Annotated in this window: 16 protein-coding genes and 1 riboswitch; of the genes, 8 read left to right on the top strand and 8 right to left on the bottom strand. The window is 56.4% G+C overall.

The annotated features are described in order from the left end of the window. Positions 1-69: 69 nt before the first annotated feature. From infA to LHF31_RS03425, 5 genes are all read right to left on the bottom strand, one after another. Positions 70-324 carry a translation initiation factor IF-1 gene (infA, locus tag LHF31_RS03405; RefSeq protein WP_298005655.1) on the bottom strand — a complete coding sequence of 85 codons (255 nt, stop codon included), beginning with the start codon at positions 322-324 and terminating at the stop codon, positions 70-72. A 37-nt stretch (positions 325-361) separates the two neighbouring features. Continuing rightward, positions 362-565 carry a 30S ribosomal protein S21 gene (gene rpsU / locus LHF31_RS03410; protein WP_013561199.1) on the bottom strand — a complete coding sequence of 68 codons (204 nt, stop codon included), beginning with the start codon at positions 563-565 and terminating at the stop codon, positions 362-364. A 314-nt stretch (positions 566-879) separates the two neighbouring features. Next, positions 880-1,857 carry an ABC transporter permease gene (locus LHF31_RS03415; protein ID WP_298005664.1) on the bottom strand — a complete coding sequence of 326 codons (978 nt, stop codon included), beginning with the start codon at positions 1,855-1,857 and terminating at the stop codon, positions 880-882. After that, positions 1,844-2,788 (bottom strand): ABC transporter ATP-binding protein, encoded by a 945-nt coding sequence (locus tag LHF31_RS03420; RefSeq protein WP_298005667.1) that lies wholly within the window; start codon positions 2,786-2,788, stop codon positions 1,844-1,846. The genes LHF31_RS03415 and LHF31_RS03420 overlap by 14 nt, the downstream gene beginning before the upstream one ends. Before the next feature lie 27 nt (positions 2,789-2,815). Next, the gene (locus LHF31_RS03425; RefSeq protein WP_303773565.1) at positions 2,816-3,976 is read right to left on the bottom strand and encodes an NEW3 domain-containing protein; all 1,161 of its coding nucleotides are present in this window, start codon (positions 3,974-3,976) and stop codon (positions 2,816-2,818) included. Between the two features lie 289 nt (positions 3,977-4,265). On the opposite strand from LHF31_RS03425, the gene LHF31_RS03430 reads away from it, so the two are divergent. The 4 genes from LHF31_RS03430 to LHF31_RS03445 all read left to right on the top strand — a co-directional run bounded on the left by LHF31_RS03430 (position 4,266) and on the right by LHF31_RS03445 (position 9,284). Next, positions 4,266-5,897: an alpha-glucosidase gene (locus LHF31_RS03430; protein WP_303773566.1), complete on the top strand. Its 1,632-nt coding sequence runs from the start codon at positions 4,266-4,268 to the stop codon at positions 5,895-5,897. Between the two features lie 145 nt (positions 5,898-6,042). Further along, positions 6,043-6,873, top strand: a complete 831-nt coding sequence (locus LHF31_RS03435; RefSeq protein ID WP_298005675.1) for an MBL fold metallo-hydrolase — start codon at positions 6,043-6,045, stop codon at positions 6,871-6,873. Positions 6,874-6,916: 43 nt separating this feature from the next. Then, positions 6,917-8,773 carry an HD domain-containing protein gene (locus LHF31_RS03440; RefSeq protein WP_298005678.1) on the top strand — a complete coding sequence of 619 codons (1,857 nt, stop codon included), beginning with the start codon at positions 6,917-6,919 and terminating at the stop codon, positions 8,771-8,773. Between the two features lie 10 nt (positions 8,774-8,783). Beyond that, positions 8,784-9,284 (top strand): metallophosphoesterase, encoded by a 501-nt coding sequence (locus tag LHF31_RS03445; protein ID WP_298005681.1) that lies wholly within the window; start codon positions 8,784-8,786, stop codon positions 9,282-9,284. On the opposite strand, the gene murJ is transcribed toward LHF31_RS03445, so the two are convergent. Together murJ and metK are read right to left on the bottom strand one after the other, a co-directional pair. After that, a complete protein-coding gene (murJ, locus tag LHF31_RS03450; RefSeq protein ID WP_298005684.1) occupies positions 9,281-10,810 on the bottom strand; it encodes a murein biosynthesis integral membrane protein MurJ in 1,530 nt (509 codons plus the stop codon). The two genes, LHF31_RS03445 and murJ, sit on opposite strands and share 4 nt — an antisense overlap. Positions 10,811-10,890: 80 nt before the next feature. Next, positions 10,891-12,081 (bottom strand): methionine adenosyltransferase, encoded by a 1,191-nt coding sequence (metK, locus tag LHF31_RS03455; RefSeq protein ID WP_333657468.1) that lies wholly within the window; start codon positions 12,079-12,081, stop codon positions 10,891-10,893. A 115-nt stretch (positions 12,082-12,196) separates the two neighbouring features. Next, positions 12,197-12,318, bottom strand: a riboswitch (SAM riboswitch). 169 nt (positions 12,319-12,487) lie between these two features. On the opposite strand from metK, the gene LHF31_RS03460 reads away from it, so the two are divergent. From LHF31_RS03460 to LHF31_RS03475, 4 genes are all read left to right on the top strand, one after another. Continuing rightward, a complete protein-coding gene (locus LHF31_RS03460) occupies positions 12,488-12,904 on the top strand; it encodes a cyclic nucleotide-binding/CBS domain-containing protein (RefSeq protein WP_298005689.1) in 417 nt (138 codons plus the stop codon). A 92-nt stretch (positions 12,905-12,996) separates the two neighbouring features. Continuing rightward, the gene (locus tag LHF31_RS03465; protein WP_298002741.1) at positions 12,997-13,989 is read left to right on the top strand and encodes a CAP domain-containing protein; all 993 of its coding nucleotides are present in this window, start codon (positions 12,997-12,999) and stop codon (positions 13,987-13,989) included. 145 nt (positions 13,990-14,134) lie between these two features. After that, positions 14,135-14,404, top strand: a complete 270-nt coding sequence (locus LHF31_RS03470) for an FmdB family zinc ribbon protein (RefSeq protein WP_298002744.1) — start codon at positions 14,135-14,137, stop codon at positions 14,402-14,404. Between the two features lie 197 nt (positions 14,405-14,601). Next, a complete protein-coding gene (locus LHF31_RS03475) occupies positions 14,602-16,056 on the top strand; it encodes a hypothetical protein (protein ID WP_298002746.1) in 1,455 nt (484 codons plus the stop codon). Positions 16,057-16,062: 6 nt separating this feature from the next. Here the strand turns inward: LHF31_RS03475 and LHF31_RS03480 are convergent, their stop codons facing one another. Continuing rightward, positions 16,063-17,295 (bottom strand): response regulator, encoded by a 1,233-nt coding sequence (locus LHF31_RS03480; protein WP_298002748.1) that lies wholly within the window; start codon positions 17,293-17,295, stop codon positions 16,063-16,065. Between the last annotated feature and the right edge of the window lie 120 nt (positions 17,296-17,415).

Raw genomic sequence — 17,415 nt, forward strand, 5'->3', positions numbered from 1 at the left:
GTAGCACAATTAAAAACCGCCACATCCCGGGATGCGGCGGTTTGAACACAAATAGGGCAGAGATTCAGGCTAGATTTCTTCTTCGACGATGCCTTCGCTCGTTTTCTTCTGACGATACACAATGCGCCCGCGCGTTAAATCGTAGGGAGACATCTCTACGCGCACCCGATCCCCCAGCAGAATACGAATGTAATACTTGCGCATTCTGCCGGAGAGGTAAGCCAGTACCTCGTGACCGTTGTCCAGACGCACTTTGAACTGCGTGCCCGGCAGGGCTTCAACAATCGTACCGTCAACCTGAATCTTATCTTCTTCTTTTGCCATGGGCATTCTCCTCCCGCAAAAACCTTACCCTGCGGGCTTACATTTCAGCCATCTTGGTGTACTGACGGCGTTTGAGGCGGCGCAGAGCCTTTTTCTTCTCCACGCGTCGCAGTTCGCTCTTGCTGACAAACCAGCGCTTGCGGCGGACGGTGCTGAGCACGCCACTCTTGACGACCTTCTTGCGGAAGCGCTTCAAGAGCTGATCTTGCGATTCGTTTGGGCGCAGAACGACAATCGTCATGCCTTATCTCACCTCCCTTCTTTGCGAAGGATGCATAAAAAACCCGGCTGGTTTTCGCGAATGCAGCCGGGTTTCAGCACGTTACGGAATACATCATCCAGATCGGTTGCCTCACTCGGTTGCATTCACTCCTTCCTTCCCTCATCTCGATAAGAACGAAGGTCACCCGCCTGCAGGTACAAACCTGCCTCTGGCGAGTTTTCACCAGCGCCATTGATTATACAAATGAATCTCCTTTTTGAGAAGGGAGAAGGGAAATTCAAAGCCCCCCGCTTTTGAACGGGAGGCTTTGAATACGGTCTGTTCTGCGCCGTTTACGCGCGAATCTCCTGACGCTGGAAGAGCACGTAAGACAGCGCAAAGATTAAAATCGTCACCGCAATCAAACCGGTCAGGTGAGGCCAGATGAGCAGAAGACTCTGGCTGAGCGGCAGAGGCGTGCCCAGAATGGCGCCCTGCAACTGACTGGGCAAAACCAGTCCCAGCGATCTCACCGTCGGGTTAAGCAGGGCAACCATGCTCTCCGCATAAAGGGTGTTGGGCGAGAAGCGTTCCAGTGTCATCTGCAGTTGCGCCTGCCCGAGGATTTCCTGCGCCAGTCCAAACTGGATGGGGTGCAGGGCTTGCGCCAGCAGTCCGGCGAGAATCTCCCAGAAGACGGTGAAGAACAACCACACGGCGATGGACGCCAGCGCCGCGGTAGCAGGCTGGCGGAAGACCACCGAGAACATTTGCGCCAGCGCCAGCCAGATGCCCCCGTAGAACACGGTTGCCAGCAGGAACCACAGCAGGCGCCCCACGTCCTCACTGCCGGGAGCCACGCCCAGCCCGATCATCCCCATGCCGAAAATCAACAACCAGATGGCGGTGAATACCAGTGCCAGGGTGAACAGCCCGGCGAGGAACTTGCCCATCAGCAGGGCATCCCGGTAGATGGGCTGGGAAAGAATGCGCGACAGGGTTTTGCGGTTGAATTCGCCGTTGACGGCATCAAACCCCAGAGCAATGGCAATGAGCGGAACGAGGAAGACCAGAAAACCCACCAGCGCGGGCAGAGGATCCTGCGCCAGGGTGAACAACCGTAGATAGACGAACTGCTCGCTGATGCCCGCCGAACGGATTTGTTGCATGGCAACGTACACCGTCCCCCCGGCAGTCAGCAGGATGAGAAACTCCAGGATGCGCATGCGCGCGCTGGTCAGATGGTCCGCCATCTCTTTTGCCACCACTGCCCACAGCCCGGTCCACGGCGACCCTTCGCGGCGAGATTGCACACGTTCAGCGAGCGCCATGTTCCACCTCCTTGAAGTAATGGGCGTAGATTTCATCCAGATTTTGCGCTTCCATGTACAGTCCCAACAGGCGCCGACCTGATTGGACAATGGCTTGCGCCACTTCGTGGCGGATTTCCCCCGCGGCTTCCACCGCCAGGCGGTTGCCTTCCAGCGGGTGCACATCCACCGCGCCGGGCACTGCCTTCAGGGTTTCGGTTAATTCCGGGGTGATCTCGTCCACCTCGACGATTACCCGATAGGCTCTGCCCAGCACCTTGCGCGCCAGTTCATCCACCGTGCCGACCAGTTCCATGCGTCCGCGGTTGAACAGACCTACCCGATCGCAGATGGCTTGCACCTGATGCAGTAAGTGCGAGGACAGCAGGATGGTAATACCTTCCTCTTTCAGGGATTGCACCAGTTGCAGAAACTCGCGCGCCCCTTCGGGGTCCAGTCCCTGGGTGGGCTCGTCCATGATGATAATCTCTGGTTGTTTCAGCAGGACTTCTGCCACTCCCAGGCGTTGACGCATTCCGCGCGAGAAGGTCCCCACCCGTTTGTGGGCAACTGCCTGCAGTCCCACCTTTTCCAGCGCCGCCTGAAGGCGGGTATCGGCGTTCTTGCCGTTCAAGCCATTCAGGCGGGCGATGTAGTGCAGGTTTTCCAGCGCAGTGAGTTCATCATAAAATCCCACCTGATCGGGCAGGTAGCCCACCCGCGATTTTACTGTCAACGGTTGACGGGTCGGGTCGTAACCCAGTACCTCGATTTGCCCCGAGGTTGGCTCGGTCAAACCGAGAATCATCAGGATGGTGGTGGTTTTACCGGCGCCGTTGGGACCCAGCAAACCGAACACCTCCCCCTGACGCACGGTCAGGTTCAGGTTGTCCACGGCGGTAAAGTTGCCGTAGCGTTTGGTCAGGTCGCGGGTCACAATCACGTCACGCATAAGACACCCTCCTTTCAGGCAGAGGGATTAGCGGCGCCCAAAGCGCATCACAGCCAGCAAGACCACCCCAACTGCCACGGCAATCAACACGATTCCGACCAGTCCCCACAGGGTGGAGGTCAACACAGTGATGCGGAAATCGGCAGATTTGGTCGAACTGCCCGTCGGCGCCGCCCGCAGGGTAAGCATGTAGTCGCCTGCCAGTGCGTTATCTGCCGGTTTCACCTTGACGGTCACGGTCACTTCTTCACCGGCGGCAAGTTCTTCGATGCTCTCCGGCTCAAAAGCCACCTTCCAGCCATTAGGTTCACTGGAGGACAGTTTGATGCCGCGTGCCGGAGCCGTTCCGGTATTGCGTACCACCAGTTTCAGTGGAGTCTCGCGCCCGGAGCGCACCTGCGCGGAGAGACGACCATCCGGCGCGGTGAGGGAGAGGGTGGGCTGACCGGTCACTTCGGCGTTCAAATCCAGGCTTGCCTGTACCTCACCGCTCTGCACGGTAACTTTCAACGGGTAGGTACCTGCCTCCAGTTGCACATACGGCTCAGCCCGCACGGTCAGGCGTTTGGTTTCGCGGGCGTTGTTGGGGAACGAAGTCACGTCCTGCGCGCCCAGCCGGAAGGTCACCTGGAAACCTGCCGGCGCTGAAGCGCTGAGTGAGACGATCATGTCCTCATCGCCTTCGTTCTTAAGGGTGACGTCGTACGAAAAGGTGGAGGTTGGACCGCCTTTGATGGTGGGCAGGTCGGTGCTCAGGGTCAGACGGGCGGGTTGTTTTTCCTTAACCGTCACCTGTAAGGGCAATTGCGCTTTCAATCCATCTGCGCTGGCGGTCACCAGTACATTGAAAGTGCCAGACTGCACTTCTTTAGGTTGATCCAGCCGCAGGTCCACGCTGACCTCTTTGCCGGGTTCCACATACACGGATTGAATCGTTTTCCCTCCGCCGCGCAGAGTAGCTGTCCAGCCCTCTGGCAACTGAGTGACTTCCAGTTTGACGATGCGCGGAGCATCGCTCACGCTGACTTTTAAGTCAAACGACACGCCTTCGTTCAACCCCACAACCACACCCGGATAGGTGGTGGTCAGTTTCAGCGGGGCAGTATCTTGAGCGTGCGCCGGTTGAATGGATACACCCAGTGAGAAGATCAGCAAGAGAGACATCAGTAACGCAACCAGACGTTTCATCTTCTACCTCCTGTGGATGCAAGCGTATGAAATTGTAGAAATATCAGGATTCGGGCAGGGCTTTTGCCTGCACCGGAAGAGAGTTTAACATATTTGTATAAGAAGATTATTAATGAGGTGGGAAGCCATCCTCACGCTGCATTCTCTCAAGGAAAGCAACCTGTGTCTTCTTTTTACCCCCTGAAAGAAGGTGAAATTCCCCGTTGAAAAGAATTGTCACCCTGCCTGCCCTTCGGTACAATAGGGAAGGGCGGATGAATTTCCCCAATCCCAGCAAGGAGTAAAACCTATGGACAACAATTACCTCTGGTGGCGCGATGGTATCATCTATCAGATCTATCCGCGCTCCTTTGCCGATGGCAATGGCGATGGCATTGGCGATCTGGAAGGCATTATCGCCCATCTCGATTACCTGAAGGACCTCGGTGTGGATGCCATCTGGCTCTCGCCCATTTACCCTTCGCCCGATGTGGATTTTGGTTATGATGTTGCCGATTATCTGAACATTGACCCCAAATTCGGCACGCTGGAAACGTTTGACCGGCTGGTGAAGGAAGCGCATGAGCGGGGGATCCGCGTGGTGCTGGATCTGGTGCTCAATCACACCTCCGACCAGCATCCCTGGTTCCAGGAATCCCGCAAGTCTCGCGATAACCCCTACCGCGATTACTACATCTGGCGCGACCCCAAACCCAATGGCGCTCCGCCAAACAACTGGGGATCCATTTTTGGCGGCGAAGCCTGGGAACTCGACCCGACCACCGGGCAGATGTACCTGCACATCTTCTACAAAGAACAGCCCGATGTCAACTGGCGCAACCCGGCGGTGCGCCAGTACATGCTGGACGTGTTCCGCTTCTGGCTGAACCGGGGGGTGGATGGCTTCCGTCTGGATGTGTTCAACGCTTACTTCAAACACCCTGACCTGCCCGACAACCCTCTCAACTTAAAGCCTGCCAACCTTTTGCAGGGTCTGGCTTCGCCTTTCTTTATTCAGGAACACCGCTATGACATTGACCAGCCGGAAATGATTCCTCTGCTGAACGAAATCCGCGCCATTCTCGACTCTTACCCCGAACGCTATGCAGTGGGCGAGACGTTCATCGGTGGTGCTGAAAAAGCCGCCCGCTATGTGGGCAACGATAAACTGCATGCCGCTTTCAACTTCGAGTTCCTGGAATGCCCGTGGTGGGCAAAAGCCTTCTACGACTCTATTGCCAGGTGGGAGCGTGTTCTGCCTGCCGATGCCTGGCCCAACTACGTGCTGAACAATCATGACCGTGTGCGTTCAGCCACGCGTTACTGCCGCGGCGAAAACGACGAACGCCTGAAGGTGGCGGCAACCCTGTTGCTGACCCTGCGCGGCACCCCCTTCATGTACTACGGCGAAGAAATCGGTATGCGCGATATCAAGATCACCCGTGAACAGGTGCAGGATCCCATCGGCAAACGCCTCTGGCCCCTCTTCAAAGGGCGCGATGGCTGTCGCTCGCCCATGCAGTGGTCTGCGGCGCCCAATGCCGGCTTCAGCCCTGCCGGGGTGACCACCTGGCTTCCGGTGCATCCCAATTACCGCACTCGCAATGTGGAAGCGCAGTCTGCCGACCCCAACTCTTTATTGAATTACTACAAACGCCTGATTGCGCTGCGCAAAAACAGCCTTGCCCTGCGTCAGGGCATGTTCACGCCGGTGACGTACGGCACGCGCTTTATCCTGGCGTATCTGCGTCAGGTGGAAGGCGAGACGGTGCTGGTGGCACTCAACTTCTCTGAACGCCGTCAAAACCTCGTCCTCGGACATGAACTGGCGGGACGCCGCTGGGAACTGCTTCTCTCCAGTAAGCGCGCCTCCATGGTGCCGGTGGAAGGCAGTCTCATCCCACTGGAGCCCAACGAAGCCCTTTTGCTCCGGCAAGCCTGAAGCCGGTTGAAAGAGCATCCACTGGCGGAGCCGTAGAAGCGCGGCTCCGCTTTTTTCTTATGGCGCACGCCCGATCCCCTTCTCACACGGGATTGTGGTTTAATACAGACAGAAATCTGCCCCATGATCGGAAAGTGACCGTCCTGTGACCTTGTCCTCTCTTTTCGTGACTTTTCTTGGCACCACCACCCTGTTGCTCAGCGATGGGGAGACCCGCCTGCTCACCGATGGTTTTTTTACCCGTCCTGCACTGATGCAGGTGCTGTTGGGCAGGGTTGCCCCTTCTCCTGATCGCATCGCTCAGGCTTTGCATCGCGCCGGAATTGACCGGTTGACTGCTGTGCTGGTGGGACATTCGCATTACGACCACGCCCTGGATTGCGGCGAGGTTTGCCGTCAAACCGGTGCTGTGCTGGCAGGTTCGGCTTCCACCCTGAATATTGGCAGAGGCGCCGGGGTGCCCGAAGCGCGCCTTTGCCTTGCCGAAGCCGGGAGGACCTTCTCATGGGGGGCGTTTCAGGTGACCTTTCTGAAGTGGCGGCATTCTTTCCCCCGCTTCTATCCCGGGGAGATTCGCGCCCCGCTCGTTCCACCCGCACCGGTTTCGGCGTACCGCGAAGGGGGAACGTTTGCTCTGTTTCTGGAACACCCCGCCGGCAATTTGCTGATTCTGGAATCGGCGGGGATGGTACCCGGCGCTTTACAGGGCAGGCGGGCGCGGGTGGTCTTTGTCGCCATTGCGGGTTTCCCGCGCACTCCCGCCGGGCGCGAACGCCTCTTTCGCGAAGTCGTCCTTAACACCGCTGCGGAGCGGGTTGTTCCCATCCATCATGATCATTTCTTTTTACCGCTCGGCAATCCTCCGGTACTTCTGCCCGGTTCGCGCGTGACGATGGAGTGGCTGGAACAGCGCTGTCGGCAGGAAGGTGTGGACTTTACCGTTTTACCGCCATGGGAATGTGTCTCTCTGGGGTGAAATCGGGGCTGAAAGGGTGGTTTTCTTAAGGTAGAATCGGAATATGGTACGGATTGAAAAGATTAAAGAGATTCGCCCTCGCATTCTGGATCAATTTAACCTGAAAGAATTTGTCCCGCGCACGCCTGCCATTGCTGAGGCTTACCGCTGGGGGAAGGAACTGCATGCCGGGCAGATGCGATTGAGCGGCGAGCCCTATTTTGAAACGCACTGCGCCTGGGTAGGCGCGTTTCTGGACAAACTGGTAGAGAAAGAAGCCTGGACGATTGCCGGTTTGCTTCACGACAGCGTGGAAGACTCCGGCGAAAGTCTGGATCGCATCCGCGCTCATTTCCCCGGCGCACTGGGGGAGGAAGTGGCGTTTATTGTGGATGGGGTGACCAAACTCTCTGCGCCGCGCGATGGGCGCTCGCGCGAGATGGAAACCCTGCGTAAACTGGGGATGTTCCGCGATCCGGGGGTCTTTCTGGTCAAACTGGCGGACAAAACCCATAACCTGCTCACGCTGGAGCACATGCCGCCTGCCAAACGAGCGCAAAAAGCCACCGAAGCCATCCGCGCCTATGGCAAACTGGCGGGCATCCTCAACTGTCATCAGTGGCGTTGCTGGCTGGAAGACCTGGCATTTCCCTTTGCCGAGCCGGACATGTACGTCTATGTCAAAGAGCATGTGGACGCCGATCCCCGCCTGCGTCTGGAGTTTATTCAACCCTTTATGGAGCAACTGGGCGGGTTGATGGAAAAGTCTGGCATTGATGGGCGGGTGAGCATCTTTGTCAATGGCTACTGGCAGGTATGGCAAAAACTGCGCCGTATGGCGCGTTCCCGCAAAGCCTCGTTGAACAGTTTTTCCATGGTCAACGATCTGGTCAGTTTCCGCCTGGTAGTGGATGGGGATAACAAAAACGCCTGTTATGCCCTGCTGGGCGCGGTCAACACCTTCTTTGGTCCCTATCTGGACAATGATCGTTTCGATGACTTTATCGCCTATCCGCAAAACGGCTACCGCGCCTTGCAGGTCACCGCTTACCTGCCCGATTTCGGAGCGGTGGAAGTTGCCATTGCCACCGAAGAGATGGAAGGGGAAAACATGTGGGGTGTGGTGGACTGCATCCGCAAAGGACGCGACACCAGCCAGTACAACCCGGTGGAAATCCTCACTCCCAGCGGCGGGGCGCGTTTCCTGCGCGAGGGCTCCAGTGTACTGGATGCCGTAGCCGCCATTCAGCAGGAAATGCTCCTGGACAAAATCAGCGCCGTGAAGGTCAATGGGGCGCTGGCGCGTCTCTCCGACCGTGTGCGTCCCGGGGATGTGGTGGAGGTGGTCACCAGTGGGAAGCGCCTGGTTCCCACCGAGGAATGGCTGGGCTTTGCCAATGAAACCACCGCTCGCCTGCTGCGGATGGTGCTGGCAACCCAGTCGCTCAAGAAGGACGCCGAACTGGGGCGCATTAAACTTTTACCCATTATCGCTGAAGAAGGAATTCTGGCGCTTGAGGACGTGCAGGCGCTGGAATCAGACCGCATGGATAACCTGCTCGAAGAACTGGGATGTTCCAGTCTGGAAGACCTGTACGTTGCCGTTGGCGGTGGTGCGGTGCGCCTGAATGATTTCCAGAAAGTCCTGTGCAAGGTGGGCATCACCCGCGAACAACTTGGCTGGGTGACGGTCAATATTACCGCCGACCCGGCGGAGAACCGCCCCGGCGTACTGGCAAGACTGGCAGGGCTGGTCTCAAAGCACAACGGTAACATCCTGCGCTCGGTCAACAATACCCTGCCCGAAGGGGGCTTTACCCTGCGGCTGGTGGTGATCTTCTCGCAGCCAGAAATGAAGGACGCCATGGAAGAATCCTTCCGCACTTCGGGAATTGTCTTCAAATCGTTACAGGTGGTTTGAAAAGGATGGTATGAAACTGGGCGTTCTCTCCGACACACACAACAATCTCACAGCCCTTGAACAAGCCCTGTCGCTGTTCCGCCAGGAGAAAGTGGACTGGCTGATTCACTGCGGGGATATCACCACGCCTGAGACCGCTTCAGCCCTGGGAGAGTTCCCTGTGTGGCATGCGCTGGGCAATGGCGATTTTGCCAGCGGGGAAATCCGCGCGGTATTACAGCGTTTCAACCCGCTCAATCAATCCGCTCTGGTAGTTACCGGAATACTGGGGGGATTTCCCATTGCCGTGACGCATGGACATGTGCCGGGTAAGGTGGCAGAACTGGCGCAAAGCGGTCAATACGCTTATGTCTTTTACGGGCATTCTCACCGCCGAAAAGCTCAGAAAATGGGCAATACCTGGGTAATTAACCCCGGAGCGCTGGGCGGCTTGCGTCCGGAAGCCCCTTCGGTGTACCTGATTGACCTGCAAATCGGAGACGGCGGCTTTTTCCTCGTCCCAGGCAGTTAGAGGCGTAAGAGCAGTTTCAGTTCCTTGAAGATAAATGGAATGGCTACCAGCCCGCCTGCCGTCATGGCAAGAAGGCTGGCAAGCAAAGGCGAAGACAGCACTCCGATATTCAGCACGGCAAAGGTGACAGCCCCGCCTGCCAGCGCCGCCAGCACCGCGCGGGTGAGGCTATCTCCCAACCGGATGAAGTGGCCCGTCTGCACCCCCAGCAACACCAGCAGAAAGACTGCCTGACTGGTAAAGCACACGGCATCCGTCAGACTGATGCCCGCCGCTCCCAGAGGACGGTAAAGGGCGCTTCCCAGTCCAATATAGAGAAGCATGTTGCCCAACCCTGCCAGCATGGGGGGAATGGGACGCTGGCGGGCGTAGAACGAGCGTGCCGCCACTTCCATCAACGAATGTCCCACCAGACCGGCGAGGAATCCCCGGGTTGCCCACAGCAGGGTGGAGGCGTGGGCGTCGTTCAATGCAAAGACGGCTTGCATGACTGGACCCAGTCCCAGCGCCAGCACTGCCGCAATCGGCAGGGTGATGCCGATCAGTACACGCACGGCGCGTTGAATGGATTCGTGAAACAGCCCTTCCTGTTTCTGCGCCGCCAGTTCTGAGAGGGTGGGCAACATGGCGGTGGCAATAGCGGTGCCGATAAGCGTTTCAGGTACCTGCTGAATCATCCAGCCGTAAGTCAGCGCGCTTACCGCGCCTTCGGGCAGGCGCGACGCCAGATTATCGCGCACCAGAAAGATCACCTGCACGAATCCCACAGTGAGAATGCGCGGTGCCATCAATTTAAGCACCTGCACCACCTGCGGGTTATTCAGCCCAAGCCCTGCGCTCCAGCGGAAGCGGTAACGAATCAATGCCGGGATCTGAATGGCAAGGTGTAGAAAAGCCCCCACAATCACCCCCGCAACCAGTCCATACACGCCCATCCCCATGGCAGGCAGGGTGATGCCCGCAATGCGGTAGCCCTCGCCGGGAGCGAGGATGAGTGCACCAAAAATTTGCCCCACGTTGTAAAACAGGGGCGCCAGAGCGGGGAAGAGAAAGTGCTGATTGGCTTGCAGTGCCGACATCACCAGTCCGCTGATCGAGAAAATCAGCGTGGCGATCAGATTGAGGCGCATCAACTGCACAACTACGCGCTGTTGCTCCACGCCAAATCCGGGGGCAATGCCCACTTCAGCGCGCACCAGCGGCATGGCAACCAGAGCCACCACAATGGATAACCCCGCGGTCACCAGAAAAACCAGATTGGCAACATGCGAAAACACTTCCCAGAGGGCATCGCGTCCCTGGGTGGTGAGCGTGGCGGAGAGCACCGGTATCAGCGCCATGGCAAGCGCACCGCCGGAGATAACTGCATAAATTAAATCGGGAACATTGTTGGCAACGTTGAAGGCATCCAGTTCCGCCGAAAAACTGAACTGGCGGGCAATGATCACCTGACGGAGGAACGCAGCGGCTTTGTCCAGGGCAAAGCACACCGCCAGCAGGATGGAAATGCGCGTCAATCGGGACATGGGCTAATGATAACACAGGTAAAAAGAAAAACTCCCGCCCGAATGGACGGGCGGGAGGGCAAACAGCCACACGAAAAGATTTACAGACCGGCGGCGCGGCGTAAAATTTCGGCTTTGTCGGTGCGTTCCCAGGTGAGGTCCAGGTCATCGCGCCCGAAGTGGCCGTAAGCCGCCACCTTGCGGTAGATGGGACGGCGCAAATCGAGGTCGCGGATGATGGCGCCGGGGCGCAGGTCGAAGGTCTCGCTGATGATCTGGGCAATCTTCTCATCGGGGATTTTGCCCGTGCCGAAGGTTTCCACGTTGATGCTCAGCGGGCGGGCAACGCCGATGGCGTAGGCAACCTGCACCTCACAGCGGTTCGCCAGTCCAGCGGCAACCACGTTCTTTGCCACCCAGCGGGCTGCGTACGCACCGGAGCGATCCACTTTCGTGGGATCTTTGCCGGAGAAAGCGCCGCCGCCGTGGCGTCCCATACCGCCGTACGTATCTACAATGATCTTGCGTCCGGTCACGCCCGCGTCGCCCATCGGTCCGCCGATGACAAAACGACCGGTGGGGTTAACAAACACCTTCATGTGATCATCCACCATCTCTGCCGGTAAGGTGGGCAGAATGACATGCTCCAGCACGGCTTCGCGAATTTCGGAATGAGAAATCTCAGGAGCGTGCTGGGTGGAGATGAGCACCGTATCCACACGTACGGGTTTGCCATAGTGGTATTCCACCGTCACCTGGCTCTTGCCGTCGGGGCGCAGCCACGGCAGGGTGCCGTTCTTGCGCACTTCCGCCAGGCGGCGGGTCAGTTTGTGAGCGTAGTAAATGGGGGTGGGCATGAGGGTAGGGGTTTCATCGCAGGCATAGCCAAACATCATGCCCTGATCGCCTGCGCCAATGGCTTCAATTTCTGCTTCGGTCATCTCGCCGGCTTTGGCTTCCAGCGCCTTGTCTACGCCCATGGCGATGTCGCTGGACTGGTTGGCAATGGCGGAGATGACTGCGCAGGTGTTGCCATCGAACCCTTTGTCGGTATTGTCGTAACCGATCTCCAGCAGGATTTTGCGTACCAGCACATCAAAGTTGACAAAGGCATTGGTAGTGATTTCGCCCAGAATCATGATGAAGCCGGTTTTGGTAGCGGTTTCGCAGGCAACCCGCGAATAGGGGTCCTGCTCCAGACAGGCATCCAGGACAGCATCGCTGATTTGATCGCAAATCTTGTCGGGATGCCCCTCGGTGACCGATTCAGAGGTGAACAGGTAGCGAGGCATATTCATGAAGGTGAGGCTCATTTCAACAACACTCCTTACAAAGATTTTTTGACAAAAAAATTCCCCTTGCGGTGTACACACGAGGGGCAACAAACATTTTTCAAAAGCGGCTGCCCTCTCATCTTCCAGTACATCCGTCTGACGGAATTAGCACCTTAAGGTCGTGCGTCTCTCGACGGACTTCCCCAGGTTGCCGAGGTTTCATCGGGCCGGTCCCTCCACCTCTCTGGATAAGAGTGCCGTAAGGGGCTATTCAATTTTGGGCGATATTATCATAAATCGGGGGGAATGTCAAATCGCGTCGGGAATTTTCAAAATCATCCGCAAACCCATTTTGCAAAATGTTCAATTTTCGCTATACTGTTTATATCCACATGCACAGCGGGATTCATGGAAAGGAGAGGGTATGCAGTTCAAGGTTCGCGATTGGATGATTGATCTGGTTGTCATGGTCGAGCCGGATATGCCGGTGACTGAAGTGCTGGCTACCATGCGCCGACGCTATATTCACAGCGTCATCGTCAATAAAGGTCCTGAAAACCCTGAGTACGGAATTGTCACCTCGACCGATATTTGCGATAAAATCGTTGCCGCGGGGCGCAACCCTGCTGGGGTCAAAGCCTCGGAGATCATGAGTTCGCCTATCATCACCATTTCCCCGGAAATGCCCATTGATGAATGCGCCCGACTCATGAGTGAAAAGGGGATACATCATCTTCCGGTTGCCGACAAAACCGGACACATCATTGGGATGATCTCGGCTACCGATTTTCTGGTGGTTGCTGAAGCCATGGGACGCGGCGGCGACCGATCGCTGAGTTGAAACACGTTGCCACCTCAACCCGGCGGGGAGGGAACTCCCCGCTCTTTTTTTTAACTGGAAATTTTGGATATTATTTGTTATGATAGTAAATAATGAAAACCGTCTGGCATATCACTGTGGGTTTTCTGGTGGGATTGGGCTGTTTTTTTGCCCTGATTGCACCGGTTTCGGCACAGGCCGGGACAGCGGATGATTTGATTGCCGCGGTCAACGCCCTGCGCGCCCAGCGAGGATTACCTGCCCTGACCAGGAACGCGGCGTTAATGAACGCTGCTCAGTCTCATGCAGAGTATCAGGCTTCCATTCAGACCATCACCCACACCGGTGCAGGAAACACACGTCCGAAAGACCGCGCCATTGCCGCCGGGTACGGCGGTGGAGCAACTGTGTTTGTCTCCGAGAATATTGCGGCGGGCACCAGCCTTTCTGTGCAGGATGCCATTGCTCTGTACTGGTCGGACGATGTGCACATGAATACCATGCTCAATGCCAGTTATCAGCACGTCGGCGCAGGGGTGGCGTTTTCCGGGGATATGGTGTATTACACGCTGGTGGTAGGAAGCACCAGCGGGGCAAGTAATACCGTCAACACCCTGCCTGCTTCCAGCACACCTGTCTCCCCGTCAACACCTGTTCCGGTCCCCGCGCAGGCTACGGCTACCCCTCAACCTGCCCTGTCTGCCACGCCGGACGCGGCGTTGATGTATGAAGTCCAGCCCGGCGATACCCTGTGGGGAATTGCAATAACCTATCAGGTGAGCATGGAAGACCTTAAGCGCTGGAACAATTTACCCGCCACACCCAATCTCTGGCCCGGCGACCGTCTCATTGTTCAGCCTTCCTTTACTCCCACCGTTCCACCGACCGAAACGCCGGTGCTTCCCACCCCTACCCCCACCCTGACTCCAGTTTACACCCTCTCGCCAACAGCCATTATCCCGGTGACAGCAATCACCCCTACGCCAGTGCCCGAAGAAACTGTCTCCCCAACACCCTTTCCCTGGAAGATTGCAGGCGTCGGGTTGATTGGACTTTCGATCCTCGGGTTGTTCCTCGTTTTTGTCGGCAGATTGCAAGGAAAATAATCCAGATTCTTATTTTCTTTTTATATTTTTCTGTTATGATGCGTGCGTGTAAGGTTGTAATTCAGAGCAGAGGGGCGTATAATTCCCCCCTGGACTCAGGTGAAATTGAATCGAGACTCATCGAGTCTGTTTGTGAGGTGAACGTATGCCAGTCTATACCTATCGGTGCGAATCCTGCGGGTTGCAGTTTGATCATACCCAAAAATTTAGCGATCCTCCGCTGACCGAGTGTCCGGAGTGCGGCGAACCGGTTCGCAAAGTGTATCAACCGGTTGGCATTGTCTTTAAGGGGTCGGGCTTCTATGCCACCGATCATCGCTCGCCATCGGGGAATGGCAAGAGCCGCTCTTCTGAAAACAAATCCACCGAAAAAGGCACTTCAGACTCGAGCAGTTCCTCCGAGAGTAAAGATTAGTTTTTCCTCTTTCCTTTTTTGAATAGCCCGGCAACCCTTGCCGGGTTTTGTTTACCCGGGGATCGGGTAAAAAATTGTAATGCAATTGTTGCGTTTCCGGGCATCCTTCCTCTTTACATGATCGGTAAAAAATTCTATATTGTAAAAAGTACACAAAATCACAATCTTGCCGTAACACAGGGAGTGAGGGGGCAATAATGCGCAGAGGGGCACTGATACGATGGATCTTTCTGGGTCTCGCTCTGTTTTTCCCCATGATGGCATGCAGTTTACCCACCACACAGGGCGGGACCGTTTCACACCCTCGACCATCCATTGCGCTGGATCCGGTCTTCGTGGAGTTCTATCAGAATCTGGGAGGGCAGGCGCTTCTGGGGAGGGTGTTGTCTGCGCCTTTTGATGCCAATCAAAAGCGCTATCAGTATGTGGAGGCAGGGTTACTGGCGTACGATCCTGCCCAGATGGAACCCGGTAAACGCATCCGCTTTGAGCCGCTGGGATTGCAACTGCAGGTGCGTGACGATGCCAGTATCCCGGTGGTGCATGATGAAGTCCATGACCTGCTGGTTGAAGGGTACTGGGTGTATTCCGAATTTGTCGAATCCTACCAGCGTCTGTCCATTTTTGCCGGTGCACCGCTGACGCATGTTCGCATCAACCACGATTACGCGCGATACGAGCAGTTTTTTGAGAATCTGGGTTTTTACCGCAGTCTCAAAGACCCGCCCGGCACGGTGCATCTATTGCCCTATGGAGCGTATCTGTGCGGGGTGGAATGCTCGGAGCGCACTCAGGAATACTGGAATATCATCCAGAACGGCCTGATCACCCAGCCATTCGAGCGGATGGTGACCGCGCGGCACTGGGAAGCCCTGGGCGAACCCGTCGCGGCGCCGACTGTTACCCCCGATGGCATGCTTGAGCAGGTTTACGAAAACGCCATTCTCTATGCCCCGCTGGATCGCCCCTCGGAAGTTGCTCTGCGCCCGCTCACGCTCTGGCTGGGTAACGAGATTACTCAAACGCCTTACCCCTACCGCGAGCAAGCCGGAATGGTTTTTCATCTGGTGGATGAGCAACTGGGGTTTCTGGTTCCGCTTGAGGTGGATGATCTGATTGTACGGCTGGGCGGGGTGCGCAACAGCGGTAAACCGCTGGGCGATGTCCGACAAATTGCAGAGAACGGCGTGTACCGGCAGTGCTTTGAAAACTTTTGTGTGGACTATCAACCCACTGCCCCTTCAGAGAAGCGCGTCCGGCTGGTGCCCCAGGGGGTGGAGTATGCCCGGCGCCTTGCCGATCAGTTGACGCTGCCGAAAGCCTTTACCCCGCAGACGGTCAATCTGATGATTTCCGAAGCCTATCCACAGGTCAGCGACTCTGATCATCAGGTCCTGCAAATGAACGTCTTTTATCGTCAAAGCGGGGAACCGATGGTTCTCGTCTCCGGAACAGCCACCGTAACTCTGCCCGGGCGGACGCTGACTTTATCGTTGCCGCCTACCAACCGGGAAGGGATTTCAACGGTGACGTTGCCGCCGCTCAAGGGGGTCAGCAATTTAAGCGTGATCGAGTATCAGATTTGCCTGAACCTGCCCTCAGCAGAGCCCATCTGCCAGAGCGATACCTTTGTGGTTTTCAATGCTCCCTGAAGGGAGTTACTGATTTTTCATGAACAAACGGAAACGCTGCTCGCTCTGCAGGGCGGGCAGTTTCTTTTTCACCCGGTCTGCCAGTTCCGCGATGGACTGGGAAATATCCGCGTTCGGGTTGCTGATCATTAAGGGGTTGCCCAGATTGGCGGCGCGCAGGGCGCTTTCCTGATCCTCGGGGATGAACAGTTCCACCGGATGATTGAGCGTCTCGCTGATTTTTTTGGTGGTCAGCGGGCTTTCGGCGCGATATTTATTGATGACCAGCATCAGACGCTCGCGCTTCATCCCCAGGCTATCCCATACTTCAAGAAAGGAACGCAGGGACTTAATACAGGAAATTTCCTGTGTACCGACCAGCACAATGAGATCAGCGACATCCAGCGCCGCCAGAGTCGACTCGTTAATGTAGGACGAGGTGTTGATCACCATGTGGTTGTAGAGGTTGCGGGTGTACTCCAGCACGCGGCAGATTTGCTCTCCCGAAAGCGCTTCAGAAATGACCGGATGTTTGGGCGCCGCCAGCAGGTACAACCCGGACGAGCGGTGCAGAATCATGCACTCTTTGACCACCTTGGGGTCCAGGTCGTATGCGATGGGGGTTAAATCCATCAACGAGAGACGTCCCAATTCATTGAAGAGGATATCTACGTCTCCATATTGCAGGGAAGCGTCAATGAGGGCAATCTGGCTTTCGTTGTCTCGCAGTGCCAGCGCCAGATTGTTGGCAATGGTGGTGGTGCCGGAGCCGCCCCGCGGGCTGTACACGGCGATCACATCGGCGCGTATGCCGGAATCTGGCGCTTCTGTACGGGACTCTACCGGTGCAAATGCATTGTAACTGGCACGTTCCCGGGCTGCCAGTTCACTGGCGCGCAGAATGGCTTCGCGAAATTCCCCAATCGAAACATCGTGTGCCAGAAAGTCTGAAGCGCCATTGCGCAGAGCGCGCAGGACGGTATCGTAGTGCTTGTCCTGTGAGACAATGATGACCTGCGTGGCAGGATAATCCCGGCGGATGATTTCGGTGAAACTGATGCCGTCAATATCTGGCAGATGTTCTTCTACCAGCATGACATCGGGCTTCATTTCAGCCACCATCTCCAGCGCTTCCTGCGCCGTGGTGATGAAGTCAATCACCTCGATATTTTCGATCAGCGAGAGCAGTTTCCGGAAGGTCTTAACGGCTTGAATGTTGTTTTCAACGACCAGCACACGGGTAATACGTTGTGGACTCATCTTCTCCCTCTATGTTTCGTTGGGGTTATATATATTGTACATAGGTTCATCTGAATGAGAATGGCGTTTGCAGAGTTGCAAGGAAATAACAATGTTTTTTTGAAGAGGATATCGCTATAA

Origin of the sequence: Anaerolinea thermophila (assembly GCF_020723905.1) — a bacterium.
In the GTDB taxonomy this organism is placed as follows: Bacteria; Chloroflexota; Anaerolineae; order Anaerolineales; family Anaerolineaceae; genus Anaerolinea; species Anaerolinea thermophila_A.